This window comes from Streptomyces sp. NPDC054883, assembly GCF_053610645.1.
In genome coordinates this window covers 77,247-96,703 of record NZ_JBSGYT010000019.1, presented here as the reverse complement: position 1 = coordinate 96,703, position 19,457 = coordinate 77,247, and the positions used below count along the sequence as shown (strand labels likewise).

At 74.8% G+C, this 19,457-nt stretch carries 16 protein-coding genes and 1 pseudogene; 12 read left to right on the top strand and 5 right to left on the bottom strand.

Going from position 1 to position 19,457, the window contains the following annotated elements:
• The first annotated feature begins 44 nt into the window (after positions 1 to 44).
• From ACWGH1_RS16685 to ACWGH1_RS16670, 4 genes are all read left to right on the top strand, one after another.
• A complete protein-coding gene (locus tag ACWGH1_RS16685) occupies positions 45 to 902 on the top strand; it encodes a hypothetical protein (RefSeq protein WP_453408765.1) in 858 nt (285 codons plus the stop codon).
• Positions 903 to 1,028: 126 nt separating this feature from the next.
• Positions 1,029 to 2,378 carry a cytochrome P450 gene (locus ACWGH1_RS16680; protein WP_453408764.1) on the top strand — a complete coding sequence of 450 codons (1,350 nt, stop codon included), beginning with the start codon at positions 1,029 to 1,031 and terminating at the stop codon, positions 2,376 to 2,378.
• A gap of 117 nt (positions 2,379 to 2,495) precedes the next feature.
• The gene (locus tag ACWGH1_RS16675) at positions 2,496 to 3,824 is read left to right on the top strand and encodes a hypothetical protein (RefSeq protein WP_453408763.1); all 1,329 of its coding nucleotides are present in this window, start codon (positions 2,496 to 2,498) and stop codon (positions 3,822 to 3,824) included.
• A gap of 28 nt (positions 3,825 to 3,852) precedes the next feature.
• Complete coding sequence (locus ACWGH1_RS16670) at positions 3,853 to 4,143, top strand: hypothetical protein (protein ID WP_453408762.1); 291 nt, start codon at positions 3,853 to 3,855, stop codon at positions 4,141 to 4,143.
• Here ACWGH1_RS16670 and ACWGH1_RS16665 read toward each other — a convergent pair.
• A complete protein-coding gene (locus tag ACWGH1_RS16665) occupies positions 4,140 to 4,643 on the bottom strand; it encodes a gluconokinase (RefSeq protein ID WP_453356049.1) in 504 nt (167 codons plus the stop codon). The genes ACWGH1_RS16670 and ACWGH1_RS16665 overlap by 4 nt on opposite strands.
• 385 nt (positions 4,644 to 5,028) lie before the next feature.
• Here ACWGH1_RS16665 and ACWGH1_RS16660 point away from each other — a divergent pair, with 385 nt between their 5' ends.
• From ACWGH1_RS16660 to ACWGH1_RS16650, 3 genes are all read left to right on the top strand, one after another.
• On the top strand, positions 5,029 to 6,441 hold the full coding sequence (locus ACWGH1_RS16660; RefSeq protein ID WP_453356047.1) for a family 2B encapsulin nanocompartment shell protein: 1,413 nt from the start codon (positions 5,029 to 5,031) through the stop codon (positions 6,439 to 6,441).
• A 114-nt stretch (positions 6,442 to 6,555) separates the two neighbouring features.
• On the top strand, positions 6,556 to 7,869 hold the full coding sequence (locus tag ACWGH1_RS16655) for a family 2 encapsulin nanocompartment cargo protein terpene cyclase (protein ID WP_453356046.1): 1,314 nt from the start codon (positions 6,556 to 6,558) through the stop codon (positions 7,867 to 7,869).
• Positions 7,870 to 7,883: 14 nt separating this feature from the next.
• A complete protein-coding gene (locus ACWGH1_RS16650) occupies positions 7,884 to 8,765 on the top strand; it encodes a geranyl diphosphate 2-C-methyltransferase (protein ID WP_453356045.1) in 882 nt (293 codons plus the stop codon).
• 30 nt (positions 8,766 to 8,795) lie between these two features.
• Here ACWGH1_RS16650 and ACWGH1_RS16645 read toward each other — a convergent pair whose 3' ends face one another.
• Positions 8,796 to 9,488 (bottom strand): DUF4386 domain-containing protein, encoded by a 693-nt coding sequence (locus ACWGH1_RS16645; protein WP_453408761.1) that lies wholly within the window; start codon positions 9,486 to 9,488, stop codon positions 8,796 to 8,798.
• A gap of 109 nt (positions 9,489 to 9,597) precedes the next feature.
• On the opposite strand from ACWGH1_RS16645, the gene ACWGH1_RS16640 reads away from it, so the two are divergent.
• From ACWGH1_RS16640 to ACWGH1_RS16630, 3 genes and pseudogenes are all read left to right on the top strand, one after another.
• Positions 9,598 to 10,302 carry a TetR/AcrR family transcriptional regulator gene (locus tag ACWGH1_RS16640; RefSeq protein ID WP_453357331.1) on the top strand — a complete coding sequence of 235 codons (705 nt, stop codon included), beginning with the start codon at positions 9,598 to 9,600 and terminating at the stop codon, positions 10,300 to 10,302.
• A 9-nt stretch (positions 10,303 to 10,311) separates the two neighbouring features.
• Positions 10,312 to 10,602 carry a protein kinase domain-containing protein gene (locus ACWGH1_RS16635; RefSeq protein ID WP_453408760.1) on the top strand — a complete coding sequence of 97 codons (291 nt, stop codon included), beginning with the start codon at positions 10,312 to 10,314 and terminating at the stop codon, positions 10,600 to 10,602.
• Positions 10,578 to 11,579, top strand: a pseudogene (locus ACWGH1_RS16630) (serine/threonine-protein kinase); the annotation flags it as partial. The gene ACWGH1_RS16635 and the pseudogene ACWGH1_RS16630, both read left to right, overlap by 25 nt.
• Here ACWGH1_RS16630 and ACWGH1_RS16625 read toward each other — a convergent pair.
• Together ACWGH1_RS16625 and ACWGH1_RS16620 are read right to left on the bottom strand one after the other, a co-directional pair.
• The gene (locus tag ACWGH1_RS16625) at positions 11,570 to 12,271 is read right to left on the bottom strand and encodes an NPP1 family protein (RefSeq protein WP_453357742.1); all 702 of its coding nucleotides are present in this window, start codon (positions 12,269 to 12,271) and stop codon (positions 11,570 to 11,572) included. The pseudogene ACWGH1_RS16630 and the gene ACWGH1_RS16625 overlap by 10 nt on opposite strands.
• Before the next feature lie 813 nt (positions 12,272 to 13,084).
• A complete protein-coding gene (locus ACWGH1_RS16620) occupies positions 13,085 to 14,995 on the bottom strand; it encodes an ABC transporter ATP-binding protein (RefSeq protein WP_453408759.1) in 1,911 nt (636 codons plus the stop codon).
• Positions 14,996 to 15,121: 126 nt separating this feature from the next.
• Here ACWGH1_RS16620 and ACWGH1_RS16615 point away from each other — a divergent pair, with 126 nt between their 5' ends.
• Complete coding sequence (locus tag ACWGH1_RS16615; protein ID WP_453408758.1) at positions 15,122 to 17,137, top strand: AMP-binding protein; 2,016 nt, start codon at positions 15,122 to 15,124, stop codon at positions 17,135 to 17,137.
• On the opposite strand, the gene ACWGH1_RS16610 is transcribed toward ACWGH1_RS16615, so the two are convergent.
• On the bottom strand, positions 17,092 to 18,903 hold the full coding sequence (locus ACWGH1_RS16610) for a GNAT family N-acetyltransferase (protein WP_453353825.1): 1,812 nt from the start codon (positions 18,901 to 18,903) through the stop codon (positions 17,092 to 17,094). The genes ACWGH1_RS16615 and ACWGH1_RS16610 overlap by 46 nt on opposite strands.
• Positions 18,904 to 19,020: 117 nt before the next feature.
• Here ACWGH1_RS16610 and ACWGH1_RS16605 point away from each other — a divergent pair, with 117 nt between their 5' ends.
• Positions 19,021 to 19,443, top strand: a complete 423-nt coding sequence (locus ACWGH1_RS16605; protein WP_453353824.1) for a DUF350 domain-containing protein — start codon at positions 19,021 to 19,023, stop codon at positions 19,441 to 19,443.
• Positions 19,444 to 19,457 lie beyond the last annotated feature (14 nt).

Genomic DNA, 19,457 nt, shown 5'->3' with positions numbered 1-19,457 from the left:
TCCGCCGAGGGGAGCGGAGCGGCGGCCCGCTAGCGTGGCCGACCATGACGCTGCGGAGCGAGCAGGCGGACCAGGCCGGGCCGGAAGAGGACTCGGCGGCGTGGCAGCGGGCCCTGGCCCGGGCGGCCGGCCCCGATGCCGTCTGGGCCGTCGGAGGCCCCGATCACGCCCTCGCCGCCGGCGGCGACCAGGACGGAGGCCTCGACGTCAGCGGGCTCGCCGCCGTACTGGCGCTCTGGCCCGTCATCGGCGCCCTGGTCGCCCAGGGCGAGCTGGCGCTGCACACCCCCCTCACGGTTTACGGGCCCCTCACGGCTTACGGGCCCCTCACCGCCCACGGGCCCCCCGCCTCATACGAGCCCCTCGGCCGGCCCGGACCCCTCGCCTCCTACGGGCCCCTCGCCGTCCACGGGGCCGAGGCACCCGACGGCAGCACCGCCCACCACCTCCTCACCCGCTCCGGCGGCGTCCCCGTCCTGACCCGGCTCGCCGAACACCTCTGCGGCGGACCGCTCGCCGAGCACGCCCCGGCCCGCGTCTGGCGACCCCTCGGCATGACCCGCACCCGCTTCACCGGCGCCGCCCTGCACAGCACCGCGGCCGACCTCGCCCGGTTCCTGCGCCACCTGCTCTCCACCGCCGACCACCCGGTGCCCCGCGCCTGGACCGCCGAGTCGCTGCGCATCCGTACCGGGGAACTCACCCCGGCCCGCGGCCTCCTCTGGCGCCCGGCGCCCTCCGGCGTCTGGACCCACGGTGACGGCCCGGCCCTGTGGCTCTCGCCCCGCCGACGCCGCTGGGCGGTGCTCGTCCCCGCCTCCCCGGGCGGCCCGTCCGCCACGGCCTTCCGCGAGACGGCGTTCACCGCCCGGCGGCTCCCCGGGACGGCTCCACTCCCGTAGCGCACCCGGAGCGCGCACCCACCACCTCCGACGTACGGTGATCCCGATGTCACCGACCGTTGAACCACGGCTGCGGCGCTCCGCCACCCCCGGGAGCCCGCCCGAACAGGCAAGGTGGTCCCGGCAATGACCCAGTCGACCACGGCGGCCGGCCGTCCGGCCGAGGCCGGAGCCGGGCAGCCCGCCAGGGCCGGACGGGCCGAGACGGTCCGCTTCGCCGCCACCCACGCCCTGCCGGAGCTCGTGCGCGGCTTCGCGAGCCGCCGCCCGCACACGGCCCGGCCCTGGAACGCCCTCACCCGGCCGCACTGGTCCGCCGCCACCCTGCGGGCCATGCGCGCCCGGCACGGCGGGGCGCCCGTACTCGTCCGCGGCCTGTCCGGAACGCTGCTCGTCATCCTCGACCCGCAGGACCTGCACCAGTTCTACGCGGAACCCGTCACCGCCCTCGCCGTGGACCCGCCCGGCCCCCGCGAGGGCCCCGGACCCGTGCCGCCGGCCGGCCCGGTCCGCGCCGACCGGGCCGGCATCAACGACGCCGCCCTCGCACCCGGCACCACCGTCCACCCCTCGTACGGGCCGTTCCTCACCGTCATCGCCGAGGAGGCCCGGCAGTTCACCGCCCCCGGAACCCTTCGGCTCGCCCTCGCCCGGCACCCCGTCGCCCGGGCCGGCCGCCGGATGGTGCTCGGTGACGCGGCCGCGGACGACGAGGAACTGGCCGGCTGGATCCGCCGGTTGCGGGGCGGGGGCGGCCGGCCGGGCCGGCACGGAGGGCTCCCGCGCGCCCTGCGTGAACTGTCCGGCAAGACCGCCGCCCGCATCGAGCGGTACGCCGCCGACGCCGAGCCGTACACCCTCGTCGGGCGGGCCCGCCGGCACACCGGCCCCGCCGGCGCCCCCGACCCCGCCGGCCAGGCCCGGCAGTGGCTCCAGGCCATGGACACCGTCCCCGCCACCCTGCTGCGCACGCTGCTGCTGCTCGCGGCGCATCCCGCCGAGCAGGACGTGGCCGCCGCCGAGGCCCGGGGGGCCGACGCGGCCTCGGGCGAACTGCCCCGGCTGCGGGCCTGCGTCCGGGAATCGCTGCGGCTCTACCCGGTGGTGCCGGACCTGATCCGGGTCACCCGCGCCGAGACCGAGTGGCGCGGTGTGCGCCACCCCGCAGGGACCGCCGTGCTGCTGCCCGTCCTGTTCCACCAGCGCGACCCCGAACACATGCCGGCCGCGCACGTCTTCGTTCCCGGGCGGTGGTCGTCCCACGGGGCCCACCAGGACATCCGGATGGCCCCCTTCAGCCACGGAGCCGGACGCTGCCCCGGCGACCAGCTGGGCCTGCTCGTCGTGGCCGCCTTCTGCGCGGAGGTACTGCGCGGACACCGGCTCCGGGACGGGCGGCCCGCCCTGGACCCGATGGGGCCGCTGCCCGCGACCCTCGACCCGCGGGGGATCCGGCTGCGGCTCGCCCGCCGGTGAGGCCGTCGCTCCCAGCGCCGGCGAGGCCGCCGCTCCGGCCGCCGCCGCGGCCGTAGAGAGCCCGCCGGCGAACGCCTTCGCCGGAGCCCGCCGCCGGATCCGACCACCGAGGTGCCCATGTCCGACGCCCCGACCCACGCGTCCACCACCGAGGACGCCGAACTGCTGCGCGCCCTGTGCCGGGAGCTGGCCGAGGCCGCCGACGCCGTGGCCGAGGCCGCCCGGTACGCCTCCCGACTCGCCCTCGGCGGCCGCCTGCCCGTCACCGCGCTCGGCCGCGGCGGCAGCCACCGGCTGGCGTGGCGCACCCTGCTGCGCACCCTCACCGACCCTGCGGGCCTCGGCTGGGCGGCGCGCGGCCCGGGCGCGGCCCGGGCCGGGTGGCTCGCCGGGATCCTCACCGGCCGGGAGAGCCTCGCCGTCAGCCTCGCGGTCTGCGGCCTCAAGACCAGGATCCGGGCCGCGGGCGAGGCCGAGCCCGCTCTGCTGGCGGACCCCGACTCCGCCGCCGTGTTCCGGGCGGTCGAGGACGACCGGCAGGGCGAGGCCGTCCGGCTGTTCCGCGCGGTCCTGCGCGAGCGGGGGGCCGAGCGCGCGTTCGGCCTGCTGGCCCCCTCCTTCGCCGACATCCTGGCCTGGGACGCGCTGACCGACGACAACCCGTTCAACGATCACGCCGGCTGGCAGATCGCCACCGGCCGGAGCCGGCCCGCCCCGCGGCTGCTCGGTCTCGGCGCCGCCCTCCGGGCCTTCTTCGGCCGCGGTCCCGGCCGGGCCGACCCGGTCAGCGGAGCCCCGGACCCGGTCCGGGCCGCCCCCGCGCGCGGCGGGTACGAAAGCGGCCGGCCGCCTTGCGATCCACCGCATCCCGGACCGCCCGGACCGCACCCGTACGCGCTCGACACCTCCGCCACCCTGGCCGGCTACGCCCGCAATCTGGCGCTGATCGGGGCCGCGGGCACCGTCCTCGTCCAGCAGGTGGCCGGTCCCGACGGAGTCCCGCGCCACGTGGTCCAGCTCGCGAGCCCGTCCGGCCCGGCCGCCGGGAGCGGCCACCACCGGCGCGAAGCGGCCCGGATCGTACGCGTGTCGGTGCCCTCGGGTACCGAACTGGCCCTCGTGGGCAGCGGGGAGGGCGGGGCCATCGCCATGGAACTCGCCGCGGACCGGGACTTCACCGCCCTCTACACGGTGACCCACGTCGTCACCATCGGCTCCCCGCCCCGCGCGGGCGGTCCCGCCGACCCCGGCACCGCCGTCTTCGCCCTGCGTGCCGCAGACGTGCCTGCCGCAGACGTGCCTGCCGCAGACGTCCCTGCCGAAGGCGGACCCGCCGAACAGGACACCGCCGGGGTGATCCCGCTGGTGGCGGCCGAGGCCTCGATGGCCGTCGCCTACCGCGGGCCGGTGACCGCAAGCCTCGTCCACCGGCCCGGCGCCCCGTGAGCGCGGCCCCGACACCCTGGAGCACCCCGTGAACCACCTGCCCGCCACCCCGAGGGTCCGCCCGCGCCCGGCCGCCGCCGTCGACGCCCTTCGCGCCCACTCCGCCGCACTGCGCTCGCACGCCGAGCGGCTGCGCTCCGTCGCCGCGGACCTCGGGCGCCGGGGCCCGCACACCGACCCCCTCGGCACCGAGGTCACCGCCCTCGCCGAGCGCTGCGCCGTCGCGGCCGCCGCGTTCACCCTCGCCGCCGCCCAGCTCGGTGCCCGGCGGCGGGCACGGCGCACGACCGGACCGGCCCTGCGCCGCAAGGATCCCTAAGCGCTGCCGGGACGTTCGGCGGCCGGCGCGCGCAACGCGGTCACGGCCCGCCGCGCGGCCTGCTCCGGGGTACCGGCGACATCGACGACCACACCGGCCTCGTCGTCCTGCAGCGGCTCCAACGCGGCGAGCTGGGAGTCCAGCAGCGCGGCCGGCATGAAATGTCCCGTGCGCCCCGCCAACCGCTCCTCGATCAGCGAGCGCTCCCCGGTGAGGTGCACGAAGACCACCTCCGGGGCCGCGGCGCGCAACCGGTCGCGGTACGCCCGCTTGAGGGCGGACGCGGCGACCACTCCGCCGCCCCGCCCCGCCCGGTCCCCGATCCACTCCCCGACGGCGTCCAGCCACGGCCACCGGTCGGTGTCGTCCAGAGGCGTGCCCCCGGACATCTTGGCGACGTTGGCCGCCGAATGGAACGCATCGCCCTCCGCGTACGGAAGGCCGAGCGCGTCCGCGAGCAGCCGGCCCACGGACGTCTTCCCCGAGCCCGCCACGCCCATCACCACGATCACGCGCCCGGTTGCGGCCCCCTGTTCCGTTCCCTGCCCCACGTCCGGGTACCTCCCCGCTCCTCGCCGCCGGTGGTTCCCGCTGAAGCCGGTCGGGTACGACGTATTCAAGCGGAGCCGGGGCCCGGCGAGCGCCGTCACACCGGGCAGTCCCGGCCCACGGCCGAATACCGTCGGTGGCCCGGGCAAACACCTCACGGGGCGAGATCACCGCTTCGGGGTAACCCACCGGCTTCCCGGGGCAGATCGGGCGTAGCGGCCGCTAGCGTTCCCAGAGATCCGGACGGATTCCCGAACGTTCGCCCTGTTGTTTCCGCTTTCACCGGCGAACGCGCGGGTACGCCGATCACCGCCCTTGCGAAGGAGAGCCCGCCCGATGACCGTTGACACCAGCCCGGAAGCGCAGCTGGAGCCCGTTCCGCGGTCCAGCCTGGGCACGGCGGCCGCCCGCAACCTCGCCACCACGACCAAGTCCGCCCCGCAGATGCAGGAGATCACCTCCCGCTGGCTGCTGCGGATGCTCCCCTGGGTGGAGGCCAAGGGCGGCGCCTACCGGGTGAACCGCAGGCTGAGCTACGCCGTCGGGGACGGGCGCATCGAGTTCGTCCAGGACGGCGCCCGCGTCCGGGTGATCCCCCGGGAGCTCGGCGAACTGGCCATGCTGCGCGGCTTCGACGACGTCGAGGTACTGACCGCGATCGCCGGGCGGTGCGTCCAGCGCGACTTCCGGGCGGGCGAGGTGCTGGCCGAGCGCGGTGACCCCGCCGAGCAGATCCACCTGATCGCACACGGCCGGATCAGGCAGACCTCCGTCGGCAAGTACGGCGACGAGGACGTGCTCGCCGTGCTCGCCGACGGCGACCGGTTCGGTGAGAACGCCCTGCTGGACGGCGAGGCCCGGTGGGACTGCACCGCCACCGCCGAGACCGGCGGCACCCTGCTCACCCTGTCCCGCACCGACTTCGCCGCCGTGCTGTCCTCGGCGCCGCACCTGCGGGAGCACGTCCGGCGGTACGGCTCGCTGCCCCGCCGGCGGCAGAACCGGCACGGCGAGGCCGAGATCGCGATGTCGGCCGGCCACACGGGTGAGCCGGAGCTGCCCGGCACCTTCGTGGACTACGAACTCGAACCCCGCGAGTACGAACTCTCCATCGCGCAGACCGTGCTGCGGATCCACACGAGGGTCGCCGACCTCTACAACGAACCGATGAACCAGACCGAGGAGCAGCTCAGGCTCACCATTGAGGCGCTGCGCGAGCGCCAGGAACACGAGCTGGTCAACAACCGGGAGTTCGGTCTGCTCCACAACGCGGCCTTCAAGCAGCGGATCCAGCCGCACTCCGGCCCGCCCACCCCCGACGACCTGGACGATCTGCTGTGCCGCCGCCGCGGCACCAAGCTCTTCCTCGCCCACCCCCGGACGATCGCGGCGATCGGGCGCGAGCTCAACGCCCGCGGCCTCTATCCGGACCACGTCGACGTCGGCGGGCAGCAGGTCCCGGCCTGGCGCGGGGTCCCGATCCTGCCCTGCAACAAGATCCCGATCAGCAAGGAGAACACCAGCTCGATCCTCGCCATGCGCACCGGCGAGGACAACCAGGGCGTCATCGGCCTGCGTCAGACCGGTCTGGCGGAGGAGTACGAGCCGGGGCTGTCGGTGCGCTTCATGGGCATCGACGAGAGGTCGATCATCTCCTACCTGGTCACCGCCTACTACTCCGCCGCCGTCCTGGTGCCCGATGCGCTCGGCGTGCTGGAGAACGTCCAGATCGCCCACCGGCGCGCGTAGCGGACCCGCCCGAAGCCGGCGAGCCCCGACCGTCACGACAGCCCGTACCTTCCCGGGCCGGCCGAGCGTACCCGGGATCCGGGACAGCCCGCCCACACCACCAAGGAGCCACGGATGCCCGATCCCGGGCCTTCCCCCCTGCAATCGAGCCTGCCCGCCGCAGCCGCCCGCTTTGGAGCCGATCTCCTCCTGGGCGCCCTGGCCAACGCCCCGGGCCCCGATGCCGGGCACGCGCCGTCCGCCGTCCCGGCCCCCGCCTCCGCCGGGGGCGCCCTCCCCGTGGAGGTGCCCGCAGACGTGCCGGTGCCGGAGGGCGCTGCCGTAGCCGTGGAGCGGAGCCCCGCCCTGGAGCGGATCCTGCGCGGCCCCAGCGGTCTGGGCACGGCGAGCCTGTACCCGGCCCGGCGCGTGCCGCCGCCGGCTCCCGAGGCACCCGGGCCGGCGGCACAGGGCCGTCCGGTCCCGGGCCTCTACCACCACCCGGTGCCGGAACCCGACCCCGCGCGGGTGGCGGAGGTCAGCCGGAGGATCAAGGCCTGGGCCCTGGACGAGGTCGAGCTCTACCCCGAGGACTGGGAGGACCAGTTCGACGGCTTTTCCGTCGGGCGCTACATGGTCGCCTGCCATCCCGACGCCCCGACCGTCGACCACCTGATGGTCGCCACCCGGCTGATGGTCGCGGAGAACGCGCTGGACGACTGCTACTGCGAGGACCACGGAGGCTCGCCCATCGGCCTCGGCGGCCGCCTCCTGCTGGCGCACACCGCCCTCGACCCCCTGCACACGACGGAGGAGTACCAGCCGCAGTGGGCGGAGTCGCTCCACGCGGACGCCCCGCGGCGGGCCTACCGCTCCGCCATGGAGTACTTCGTCCAGCAGTCCACGGCCTCCCAGGCGGACCGGTTCCGGCACGACATGGCCCGGCTGCACCTGGGCTACCTCGCCGAGGCGGCCTGGGCCCAGACCGACCACGTCCCCGAGGTGTGGGAGTACCTGGCGATGCGCCAGTTCAACAACTTCCGCCCCTGCCCCACCATCACCGACACCGTCGGCGGTTACGAATTGCCGGCCGACCTGCACGCGCAGCCCGCCATGCAGCGGGTCATCGCGCTCGCGGGCAACGCCACCACCCTCGTCAACGACCTGTACTCGTACACCAAGGAACTCGCCGGCCCCGGCAAGCACCTGAACCTGCCCGTGGTGATCGCCGACCGCGAGGGCGTCTCCGACCGCGAGGGCTACTTGAAGGCGGTCGAGGTCCACAACGACCTCATGCACGACTTCGAAGCCGAAGCCGCCGCCCTGGCCGCCGCCTGCCCCGTCCCGAGCGTGCTGCGCTTCCTGGGCGGAGTGGCCGCCTGGGTCGACGGCAACCACTACTGGCACCAGACCAACACCTACCGCTACAGCCTGCCCGACTTCTGGTAAGGACGGACCCCACTGTGACCAGCACCGATCTCACCGCGGCCACCACCTCCGTGTTCATCCCCGGCCCGGCGACGCCCTACCAGGGCGACATCGCGCGCTACTGGGACGTCGAAGCCAGGCCCGTGAACCTGCGTCTCGGCGACGTCGACGGCCTCTACCACCACCACTACGGCATCGGCGACGTCGACCACGCCGCCCTGGGCGACGCCGGCGAAAGCGGGTACGAGAAGAGGCTGGTCGCCGAACTCCACCGGCTGGAGTCGGCGCAGGCCGAACTCCTGCTGGACCACCTCGGCCCGATCGGGCGCGACGACACGCTCGTGGACGCCGGCTGCGGCCGCGGCGGCTCGATGGTCATGGCCCACCAGCGCTTCGGCTGCAAGGTCGAGGGAGTCACCCTGTCGGCCAAGCAGGCCGAGTTCGCCAACCGGCGCGCCCGCGAACTCGGCATCGACGACCACGTCCACGCCCGCGTCTGCAACATGCTCGGCACGCCCTTCGAGACCGGGCGCGCCGCCGCCTCGTGGAACAACGAGTCGAGCATGTACGTCGACCTGCACGACCTCTTCGCGGAGCACTCCCGCGTCCTCGCGGTCGGCGGCCGCTACGTGACCATCACCGGCTGCTGGAACCCGCGTTACGGCCAGCCCTCGAAGTGGGTCTCCCAGATCAACGCCCACTTCGAGTGCAACATCCACTCCCGCCGCGAGTACCTGCGCGCCATGGCCGACAACCGTCTCGTTCCGCAGGCCGTGATCGACCTGACCCCCGCGACCCTGCCCTACTGGGAGCTGCGCGCCACCTCTTCCCTGGTCACCGGCATCGAAGAGGCGTTCATCAACTCCTACCGGGACGGCTCCTTCCAGTACGTCCTGATCGCGGCCGACCGCGTCTGACCGACCGGCGCCCGAGCGGGGCCGGGCCCGTCAAACGACGGTCCCGGCCTCCGCCGCCGGCTCGAAGCCCCGGGCGATGAGCCGGACGGCCAGTGTCACCTCCCACGCGAAGACCGGGAGCGCCGCGAGCGAGCCCGCCGCCGAGACCTGCGGGTAGAGGCCGAACAGCACGGCGACCGCCGAGGCGCAGATCATGGTTCCGCCGACCAGGCCGAGCACGGCGATGAAGCGCGGCACGAGCCGGGCACCGTACATCAGCGACGCCAGCACCAGGGTGTTCGCCCCCAGTACGAAGTTGGGGCCGAAGAGGAACGTCCAGTCGTGGACGGCGATCAGGGTGTCGCCGGCCGTGGCGAGCGATGCGGCACCGTCGGCGCCCGCTCCCGCCGAGTCCCTGCGCAGCGTGACGAGCGACAGCACGCTGATGATGCCCACGACGATGACGGCCGCCTCCAGCAGCCGCCCGCAGACGTAGCCCAGCGCGGCCCCTTCGCCGTGCCGTTTGACGACCGGGAAGAGGACGACGCCGGTACCGATGACCGCGAGGGCGAGGACGAACTCGCACAGCGCGCCGAGGAACACCCGGGTGTCGGCCCCGGAACCTGTGACGTAGGCAGCGCCGTGCAGCGCGGGGCCGTAGAGCGTGAGCCCGCCGATCGCCGCTGTCTCGGTGACGAGGAACAAGACGCCCGCCACTGCGGCCGTTCTCCTGGTTGAGCTCATCCGGACCTCCTTGGAGGTGTACGGCGTACACCTGGGATGCACGGTAGGTGTACGGCGTACACTCGTCAAGCCGGGCCTCCGGCACCGTCTTCGAAGGGAGCTGACCGGGATGGCCGAACCGACCGGGGCCGCACGCCGGTCCCCCCTGAACCGGGACCGGGTGCTGCGCACGGCCGTCGCGCTGGCCGACCACGCCGGGATCGACGGCCTGAGCATGCGCAGGCTCGCCCAGGAACTGGGCGTCGTGCCGATGGCGCTGTACAAGCACGTCGCCAACAAAGAAGAACTCCTGGACGGGATGGTGGACGTCGTCGTCGGCGAGATCGGGCACCAGCCCCCGGGGGCCGACTGGAAGGACGCGGTCCGGCGGCGGATCCTCGCGGCGCGCGGCGCGCTGCGCGCACACGCCTGGGCGTCCCGGGTGCTCCAGTCCCGGACCAGCCCGACGCCGGCCGTACTCGCCCACCTGGACTCGGTGATCGGGACGTTCCGGGCCGGCGGCCTGTCCGTCGACCTCACCCACCACGTGATGCACGCCCTGGGCAGCCGGGTGCTGGGCTTCACCCAGGAGCTGTTCGAAAACCCGCCGCCGCAACCCGGCCCGCCGCCCGAGGCGTTCGCCGCGGCCGCGCAGCGGTATCCCCATGTCACGGAGCTGGCCCGGGCGGTGGCCCACGACCAGGGGTCCGTCGTGGGCCAGGGCTGCGACGACCAGTTCGAGTTCGAGTTCGCACTGGACCTCCTCCTGGACGGTTTCGAGGAGCTCCACCGGCAGGGATGGAAGTCCTCGGACGCGGGCGGCCCGCGACGTTAGGCTGGCGGCGTGGCAGACGTGGGCGGGGCACTGATCGGCGGCCGGTACCAACTCCTGGAGCCCATAGGCCGGGGCGGCATGGGCCGGGTGTGGCGGGGCCATGACGAGCGGCTGGGGCGCGAGGTCGCCGTCAAGGAGGTCACGCTCCCGCCGGGCATCGGCGAGGAACAGCGTGCCGTGCTGCTGCAGCGCGTCCTGCGCGAGGCGCGGGCCGCGGCGCGGCTCAACCACCCGGGGATCATCACCGTGCACGACGTGGTCGAGCACGAAGGCGCTCCGGTCATCGTCATGGGTACGTGACGGGCCCCTCGCTGGCCGCCGCCGTGGCGCAGGCGGGCAGCTTACCGGTGCGCAGGGTCGCCGAGATCGGCGTGCTGATGCTCAAAGCGCTCTCCCGGGCGCACGCCTCCGGCATCGTCCACCGCGACCTCAAGCCGGACAACGTGCTGCTGATGGACGACCGGGTCGTCATCACGGACTTCGGCATCGCCCACATGGCGGACGCCACTATGACGCTCACCCACACCGGCACCCTCATCGGCACGCCCGCCTACATGGCCCCGGAGCAGCTGGAGGGCAGACCGCCGACGCCCGCCACCGACCTCTGGTCGCTGGGAGCCACGCTGTACAGCGCGCTGGAGGGCCGGCCGCCGTTCTCCGCCGGCACGTTCTCCGCCCTGTGCGTCGCCATCGTCACGAAGGAGCCGCCGGTACCCCAGCGCGCGGGCCCGCTGGCCCCCGTACTCGCCGCCCTCCTGACGAAGGACCCGGACGGCCGGGCCACCACCGACCAGGCGCTGGCCGCACTGGAAGCCGTCTCCGCCGGCGCCGGAGCGGCGGCGCCCGCCGCGCCCGCGGAGCGCGGCCGCATGACGGCTGCCAAGGGCGCCGCCGAGGGCACGGCCACCAGGGTCACGACGCCGCCGCAGGCCCCGGTGTCGCTGCTGTTGCGCGCCGCGTGCTGCTTCGCGCTGATCTGGCTCGGCACCGTACTGCCGTGGAACGAGGTGCGGGACTGGCACGGCTACAAGCGGGAGGTGCTCATCTCCGTCACCGCGGGGGTGATCGCACTGGTGAACGCCGTCCTGCGGCCCCGCTGGCCGGCGGCCGTCGGTTGGCCGCTGTTCGTTCTGGTGAACATGTGGCTGTTCTTCGGCGTCGCCGCCATCTGGCCCATCTGGGGCTTCGTCGGGGTCGTCTCCAACGGCCTCCTCCTCGGCACCGGTTCCTGGCTCCTGTGGTGGCTGGTGCCGGGCGGCGGCCGCCGTCAGCCGTAGGGATCGAAGGGGACGGGCGGCTTCGCGGCATTGAGGGCGTCGTTGAAGCGGGCGTCGGAGATCTTGATGGTGGCGGCGCCGAAGTCGGCGTTCACGAGCTTGTCGCGCAAGCCCGCCGGGTAGCCGTTCCAGCCGACGAGGCGCGGGAAGAACCAGTTGCCCGTGTGGTTCTCCGCAGGCTCGTCGTTCCCGTTGGCCGGCCGGAAGAAGTGCGTCGAGGCGCCGTCCTTGTGGTAGACGGCCTTGGCGTGTGATCCGTCGAACCGGACCTGGGAGCGGGGGTACCACTTCCAGCCGCTGTGCTGGGAGGTCGACACGTACTCCACCCGGTTGTCCTTGACCCAGACGACCACGTGCTCGAAATCGTGCCGGTGTCCGATGGCCGCCGGGCCGAGGGTGGCCTGGTCCTTCTCGAAGTAGCTCGCGTACATGACCGCGCACCAGCCGTTGTTGCACTTTTCGCGGGCGTACGTGTTGGAGTTCTGGAGCTGCGCGTAGTCCCGGCAGTGGCCGTTGACGTCCCCGCCGGGTTTCAGCCCCGGGTTCAGGGTGCCGTCGGGGCTGATGGCGGCGGTGGCGTAGCAGCCGTCCCGGTCGTAGTCGTAGGCGGGGGAGAAGGTCTGCTCCAGGCCGTCGGCGTTCTGCGGGAGTTGTGGAACGACGGCGGCTGTGGCCACGGTCGGGAGCGCCATCACGAGGGAGGCGGCTCCCAGACCGGCGGTGGTCAGGACCCGGCGGAACCGGCGCCGGGGCCCGTTCCCGGGCGAGGCGTTGCGCACATGGACTCCTTGCGGTGGGCGGGAGGTGGCCGGGGCGAGCGCCCCAGTACACCCCGCCCGCCCGGCCTCGGGAACGGCCGGCGGGTGAACTGCCGGTGCGGGCGCCAGAAATGGCGCGAAGCCACCCTCCGGCGGGCACCGGGCCCCGAGGCCCGGGCCCACCGCGACGGCGCTCCGCCCGGCCCGGCAGCCGGGGTCCCTTGCCGACCGGGCGGCCCGGCTGAGGTGGAACTGGGCAGAGCCGGACTCGCCCCGGACCCCGACCGGCTCCGGGTCGGGGCCACCTGAAGGTGGTTCTGGCCGGTCCGGGCAGCCCGCGCCGGTTCTCCGGCGGCGCCGCCCGGCCGTTCGGCGGTGCCGTCGAGCCGCCCGGGGAACCTCCGTACGTGTCCCGGCCGTGGCCGCCGGCCCGGTCACCTGAGGGTGGTTTCCGCCGGTTCCGGATCGCCCGGAGTCCCTCGCTACGGTTGGCGCGCCGTCCGGCAGCCCGCTCCGGTGCCGCCGTGGCGGCGGCGTCGGCGGTCCGGCGGCACGCCACGTGGCCGTTCGGCGGTGGCAGTCGAACATCCGGGGCCACCTGACGGGCGGTTCTGGCCGGCCCGGGGTGCCCCGGTACGGTGCGGCCCGGGCCCGCGCCGCCGTGACGGCGGCCCGCCGGGACGGCGCGCGGCCCGTCCGGTGGTGCCGGCGAGCGCGGCGAGCGCGTCAGTCGGCAACAGCCCCGCGTCAGCCGCCCGAAACCGGTACCGCGCCGTCCGGGGCGGGGCCGGCGGTCTCGGCCGGGGCGAACTGGGTTCGGTACAGCTCTTCGTAGCGGCCGCCCGCCGCCAGCAGCTCGGCATGCGTCCCCCGTTCCGCGATCCGGCCCTCCTCCACCACCAGGATCAGATCGGCCGCCTGCACGGTCGACAGCCGGTGCGCGATCACCACCGCCGTGCGGCCCGCCAGCGCCTCCGCGAGGGCCTCCTGCACGGCCGCCTCGGAGGTGGAGTCGAGGTGGGCGGTGGCCTCGTCGAGGATCACCACCCGCTGGCGTGCCAGCAGCAGCCGGGCGATCGTCAGCCGCTGGCGCTCGCCGCCCGACAGCCGGTAGCCGCGCTCGCCGACGACGGTGTCCAGGCCGTCCGGCAGCGAGGCGACGAGCCCGTCCAGGCGGGAGCGGCGCAGGGCCTCCCAGAGTTCCTCCTCGCTCGCCCCGGGCCGGGCCAGCAGCAGGTTGGCCCGTACCGACTCGTGGAACAGGTGGCCGTCCTGGGTGACCATGCCGAGGGTCGCGCGGACCGAGTCGGCGGTGAGGTCGCGTACGTCGATCCCGCCGAGCCGGACCGCGCCCTCGTCGGCGTCGTACAGGCGCGGGAGGAGTTGCGCGATGGTCGACTTGCCCGCGCCCGAGGAACCGACCAGCGCGATCATCTGGCCGGGCTCGGCGCGGAACGAGACGTCGTGCAGCACCCGGGTACCGCCCCGCGCGTCGAGGGTGGCGACCTCCTCCAGCGAGGCGAGCGAGACCTTGTCGGGGGAGGGGTAGCCGAAGGAGACCCGGTCGAACTCCACGGTCACCGGCCCCTCCGGGACCCGGCGCGCGTCGGGCTTCTCGGCGATCAGCGGCTCCAGGTCGAGGATCTCGAAGACCCGCTCGAAGCTCACCATCGCGCTCATCACCTCCACGCGGGCCCCGGCCAGGGCGGTCAGCGGCGAGTAGAGGCGGGTGAGCAGCAGGGCGAGGGCGACGACGGAGCCCGCTTCGAGGGTCCCGTGCACGGCGTAGTACCCGCCGAGGCCGTAGACCAGCGCGAGGGCGAGCGCGGAGACCAGGGTGAGGGCGGTGATGAACGCCGACTGGGCCATCGCCGTGCGGATGCCGATGTCCCGTACCCGGGCCGCCCGCGCCGCGAACTCGGCGGACTCCTCCGACGGCCGGCCGAACAGCTTGACCAGGGTGGCGCCGGGCGCGGAGAACCGTTCCGTCATCTGTGTGCCCATCGCGGCGTTGAGCGTCGAGGCCTCCCGCTGCATGGCGGCCATCCGGGCCCCCATCCGCCGCGCCGGCAGTACGAACACCGGCAGCAGGACCAGCGCCAGCAGGGTGATCTGCCACGAGATGCTCAGCATCACGGCGAGCGTCAGCAGCAGGGTGACGATGTTGGAGACCACCCCGGACAGGGTGTTGCTGAAGGCCCGCTGGGCGCCGATCACGTCGTTGTTGAGCCGGCTGACGAGGGCGCCGGTGCGGGTGCGGGTGAAGAAGGCGACCGGCATCCGCTGCACGTGGTCGAAGACCGCGGTCCGCAGGTCCAGGATCAGCCCCTCGCCGAGAGTGGCGGACAGTTTGCGGGTCAGCAGGCCGAGGCCGGCCTCCGCCACCGCGATCAGCGCGATGAGCAGGGCGAGCCGGGTGATGGTGGTGCTGTTCCCGCCCGCGACGATCGTGTCCACGACCCGGCTGGCGAGCAGCGGGGTGGCCACGGCCAGCAGTGCGGTCACCACGCTGAGGAGTACGAAGCCGCTCAGACCCCGTCGGTGCGGGCGGGCGAAGCCGGCGACCCGGCGCAGGCCCGCCCGGGAGAGCGGGCGGCGGTCCTGCTGCGCGTTCATGGCGCTGTGCAGCGATGTCCAGGCGGTGACTTCCATGTTCATACACCGAACGTTAAGACCTCAAGCGAACTTGAGGGCAATGGTTTCCTGCGCGGCGGCACAACTGCACATCACAGCAAGGACGTTCACTCTCTCTTGGATGTCCGTGCCGGGTGGCATCATCGGTCCATGACGCAGGGATCAGAGACCACCCGCTCAGGACGGCAGGCCCTCGGCAGTGTCCTCCGGCGTTTCGAACAGTGGGCGCACGACGCCCCCGGGGCCCGCGCGCTCATCGCCGGACCGGACAGTCTCACGTACGGGCAGCTCGACGCCCGCGCCAACCGGCTCGCCCACCACCTGCTCGCCGCCGGGCTGCGCGGCCAGGGCCTCGTGGCCGTGGCCACCGCCCGGCAGCCGGAACTCGTCGTCGCCCTCCTCGCCGTACTGAAGGCCGGCGCGGCCTACACGCTGATCGACGTCGCCGACGCCCGCACGGGCCGGCGCCAGCTGGCCTCGATCCGGCCCGACGCCGTCCTCACGCACGCCGCCCACCACCCCCGGCTCGACGACGGCCGGGGCCTGCGGTTCATCCGGCTCGGCGCCGACGCGGCCGCCATCGCGGAGCGGCCGGCCGACCGGCCCGCGCCCGCGACGCGCGACCGGGCCACCGCAGCACTGTTGTTCACCGGGGCGGACGAACCGCGCCCCGTGCCCGTCAGCCACACCCTGCTGCTCGCCGCCTGCGAGAGCTGGGCCGAGGTCGCGGCGCCCGCCCCCGCCGACCGGCACCTGATCACCGCCGGGCCCGACGTGACCGCCTTCGCCGCCGGCTGGCCCCGCGCGCTGGCCACGGGCGGCGCCCTGGTCCTGGCCGGGCGGACCCCCTGGTCGGCGCAGGACCTCCGCGCGGCGGTCGAGGCCGACGGGGTCACCGTCCTGCACGCCGACCCGGCCGGGGCGGTCCGGCTGCTCCTCGACGACCGCCCGCCCGCTCCCGGCACACCGCCGCGCCCCGGCGCGGCCGTCCGGTCGCTGCGCCTGGTCACCGTCACCGGAGACCGCCTCTACCTGGACGAACACGCCGCCCTGCACGCCCGCCTACGGCCCGGCGCGCGCGTGCTGGCCCTCTACGGGACCACCGAGAGCGCCGGGATCGGCACCTGGTTCGAACCGTCGCGGCTGCCCGCGCCACCCGCCGCCCCCGAACGGCTCGCGCTGATCGGCACCCCCTTCCCCGGCTGCCGCGCCGAGCTGCGCGACGGGCAGATCCTGCTGACCCCGGCCGACGGCGGGGACGCCATGGCCACCGGAGACCTCGGGCTGCTCCGCCCCGACGGCCTGTTGGAGTTCCGCGGCCGCCTCCGCGACCGGATCACCGTCGAGGGCCGGCACCTCGAACCCCACCACCTGGAGTCCCTGATCCGGGGCCACGACGGCGTCGGGTCCGCGCTCGTCGCCGACGTCCGGGACGACGAGGACCCCGGCAAGCGGCCCCAGGCCGGGTCCCGCGGACTCGTCGCCTACCTCGCCCCACCCCCCGGACCCCGGCCGGGCACCGACCTGCCCGACATCGCCGCGCTGCGCGCGCACCTGGCGGACCAGGTCCCTCCCGAGCACCTCCCGCACACCGTTGTCCCGCTGCGCGCCCTGCCCCGTGACCGGGCGGGCCGCGAGGACCGCACCGCCCTGCCGCTGCCGGTCCTGCCGAACAGCAACGCGCGGACCGCCCGCGGCTCGGGCAAGTACGCGGGGGCCGGCGGCGAGGCACTCTCGCCCGGCTGCGCCACCGGCTGCGCGGTGATCCCGCTGACCCTCCTCGGCCTGGCGCTCACCGACGTGTTCTGGCCCGGTTCGACCGACCTCACCGGGGTGCCGGCCCCCTGGGCGGCGCTCTTCTCCGTCCTCTACGTCTTCGAGGCGCTGGCCTTCGCCGTCGGCGTCGTCTTCCTGTTCGGCGGCGGCTCCCCAATGCGGCGCCAGGGCCGGGGCCGCGCCCTGACCAGGGCCGCCCACCTGGCTGTCTGCTACCTGCTCGTCGCCTGGTGGCCCCAGGACAACCTCTACCGGCTCGCGGCCAAGCACGACTGGCCGCGCCAGGCCGCCCTCGTCTACGCCTTCAACATCCCGCTGATGATCGCCGGCGCCGTCGTGGCCTTCTACCTGACCCGGAAACCGGCCTCGGCAGTCGGGGCCGACGGCTGAGGCGGGCGCCCGTCAGTGAACGGCCGCCCCACCGCGAGCGCTCCGGCCCGTACCAGTGCCTCGGCCGCGTCCAGCACCTCCCTGCTGTGCGCGGCCACCAGAACGCCCAACCAGGGCGCCGGCTCGAAGGCCGCGGTCGGGATCGCCGGGACGAACACCGCCCCGAGCCGCGCGCAGGCCCCTGCCAGTTCACCGCACAGCTCGTCGAGCTGCCCGTCCGGCAGCCGAGCCCCCAGATCCACCCGGTCCGCGATCCGCACCAGGTGTCCCGCGCCGCGCAGCGCGTCCAGCCGGGCCGCCACCATGAAGGCGATCGCCGGCCCGGTCAGCCGCAGGTTCGTCTCGGTCGGCGCCAGGCCGCCCGCCCCGTCGGCGACGAAGTCCACGTCGAACCAACCGCGGTAGCCGGCCGCCGCCAACTCCCGCCCCACGGCCGCCCCGAAGGCCAGCAGCGGACCCTCGGCCTCGGCGGGCACCACCCCCGGCCCGACCGTCGCACCCCGGTAGCCGCCGTCGGCCACGTCCATCACCGCCGCGCCCACCGGGTGGACGCGGCCCGCGCCGTCCACGAACCCGTCGTAGGTGAGGTCCCGCAGCTCGCCGCCGGGTTCGCCCGCCGCCGGACCGGGCACGTACTCCTCCACGAGCAGCGGGCCGCGCGGCAGCCGCCGGAGCAACGCCCGCGCCCCGCCGGCCGCCCGCAGCCGCTCGGGGGTGACCACCGTGACCCCCGAACCGCCCACGCCGTACTCGGACTTGAGCACCGAGCCCGCTCCGGCCGCGGCCCGCCGGGCCAGGATCCGCGCCGCCGCCCGCCGGGTCGGGGCCCGCCACTGCGCGGGCAGCCTGATCCGGGGATGCCCGCCCTCCGCCAGGACGCGGCCGAACAGGGCGTGCGCGGCCGACTTCGACTCGTAGTACAGCTCGCCCTGCCGCCACGGCCGGCCCGCGAGCCGCCCGAAGGGCTCCGTCAGCCCCCACGGTACGAGGGGCAGTCCGGCCTCCGTCAGCCGCTCGGCCAGCGCGGGCCGGTCCCGTACGGCCTCCGACAGACCCGGTCCCGCCCCCACCAGGCCGTCGTACACCTCCACCTCGGCCCAGCCCAACTGCCGGCCCACCAGCGCCGGCCACCCCGCCGGTACCCGACTCGGCAGCACCAGGGCCGCCGGTTCGGGGCTGTAGAACGCCGCCAGCGCGGCGTAGTGGTGCGCGGCGAGCTGCTCCCGGTCCAGGGAGGCGTCGGCGAACTGCGCGTTGAACTCGGCGACGTTGCCCACGTGTACCGCACGGACCCCGCCCGTCCACGCCCGCGCCCACCCCGCGAGGGCGGCAGGAGCCACCTCGAACCGCACCAGCCCCGCCGGGGCACCCGAAGCGGCGACCGCGCCCATCACCCGGTAGAACCCGGCCGCGTGCGGGTCGGCGTCGATCAGCAGCCTGCGCACGCCCAGAGCGACCGCCCGGCGCAGCACGTCCCGGTACAACAGCCGCCCCACGCCCAGGCCGATGGCCGCCGGCTCCACGAACAGCAGGCCGAGCCGGGCCCGTACCCCCTCGCCTTCCAGAGAGGCGAGCCCCACCACGGCGCCGCGCCCGTCCTCGGCGACCACCACCCGCCGGGCCGGCACGTCGTCCGGCCGGAGCGTCAACTCCGGTTCACAGGCGGCCAGGAACCGCGCGTCGTACCCCCAGTGGGCCTTGGAGCGCAGGACGAGCGCGGTGAGTTCCCGCGCTTCCCCGGCCCGTGCCGCCCTCAGCCGCACCACCTGCCGACCTCCCCATGGTCCGCCGCCCCGACGTGCGATAGATTCGCCCGGCCCACGGCGGGGGTGCAACCCCCTTCCCGCCCGCTCCCCGGTTCCCACGCGCAGACAGGCTTCCCCATGAGCGACATACTCGACGGACTCGGCCGGACCAGCGCCTTCGGCGCCCTCGGTCTGGTGCTGCTGGTCCTCGGCATCGTCCTGGTGGACGTACTGACCCCCGGGAAGCTCCCGCAGCAGATCTGGGAGGAGCGCAACCGCAACGCCGCGCTGCTGCTCAGTTCCGCGCTGCTCGGGATCGGCGGCATCGTCTTCACCTCGATCTGGACGACCTACGAGGACTTCGGCAAGGGCCTGCTGTCCACCGCGGCGTTCGGCGTGCTCGGGCTGGTGCTGATGGCGGTGGCCTTCCTGGTGCTGGACCTGGTGACCCCCGGAAAGCTCGGCGCCATCGTCGTCGACCCGGAGCCCCACCCGGCGGTCTGGGTCACCGCGTCCTGCAACCTCGCCGTGGCCGCGATCGTCGCCGCCTCCATCGCCTGACGGCCCGTACCGGC

Coding starts and splice junctions, on each gene's coding strand:
- ACWGH1_RS16685 (WP_453408765.1), top strand. CDS start 45: ATGACGCTGCGGAGCGAGCAGGCGGACCAGGCCGGGCCGGAAGAGGAC.
- ACWGH1_RS16680 (WP_453408764.1), top strand. CDS start 1,029: ATGACCCAGTCGACCACGGCGGCCGGCCGTCCGGCCGAGGCCGGAGCC.
- ACWGH1_RS16675 (WP_453408763.1), top strand. CDS start 2,496: ATGTCCGACGCCCCGACCCACGCGTCCACCACCGAGGACGCCGAACTG.
- ACWGH1_RS16665 (WP_453356049.1), bottom strand. CDS start 4,643: ATGGGCGTGGCGGGCTCGGGGAAGACGTCCGTGGGCCGGCTGCTCGCG.
- ACWGH1_RS16660 (WP_453356047.1), top strand. CDS start 5,029: ATGACCGTTGACACCAGCCCGGAAGCGCAGCTGGAGCCCGTTCCGCGG.
- ACWGH1_RS16655 (WP_453356046.1), top strand. CDS start 6,556: ATGCCCGATCCCGGGCCTTCCCCCCTGCAATCGAGCCTGCCCGCCGCA.
- ACWGH1_RS16645 (WP_453408761.1), bottom strand. CDS start 9,488: ATGAGCTCAACCAGGAGAACGGCCGCAGTGGCGGGCGTCTTGTTCCTC.
- ACWGH1_RS16640 (WP_453357331.1), top strand. CDS start 9,598: ATGGCCGAACCGACCGGGGCCGCACGCCGGTCCCCCCTGAACCGGGAC.
- ACWGH1_RS16625 (WP_453357742.1), bottom strand. CDS start 12,271: ATGGCGCTCCCGACCGTGGCCACAGCCGCCGTCGTTCCACAACTCCCG.
- ACWGH1_RS16620 (WP_453408759.1), bottom strand. CDS start 14,995: ATGAACATGGAAGTCACCGCCTGGACATCGCTGCACAGCGCCATGAAC.
- ACWGH1_RS16615 (WP_453408758.1), top strand. CDS start 15,122: ATGACGCAGGGATCAGAGACCACCCGCTCAGGACGGCAGGCCCTCGGC.
- ACWGH1_RS16605 (WP_453353824.1), top strand. CDS start 19,021: ATGAGCGACATACTCGACGGACTCGGCCGGACCAGCGCCTTCGGCGCC.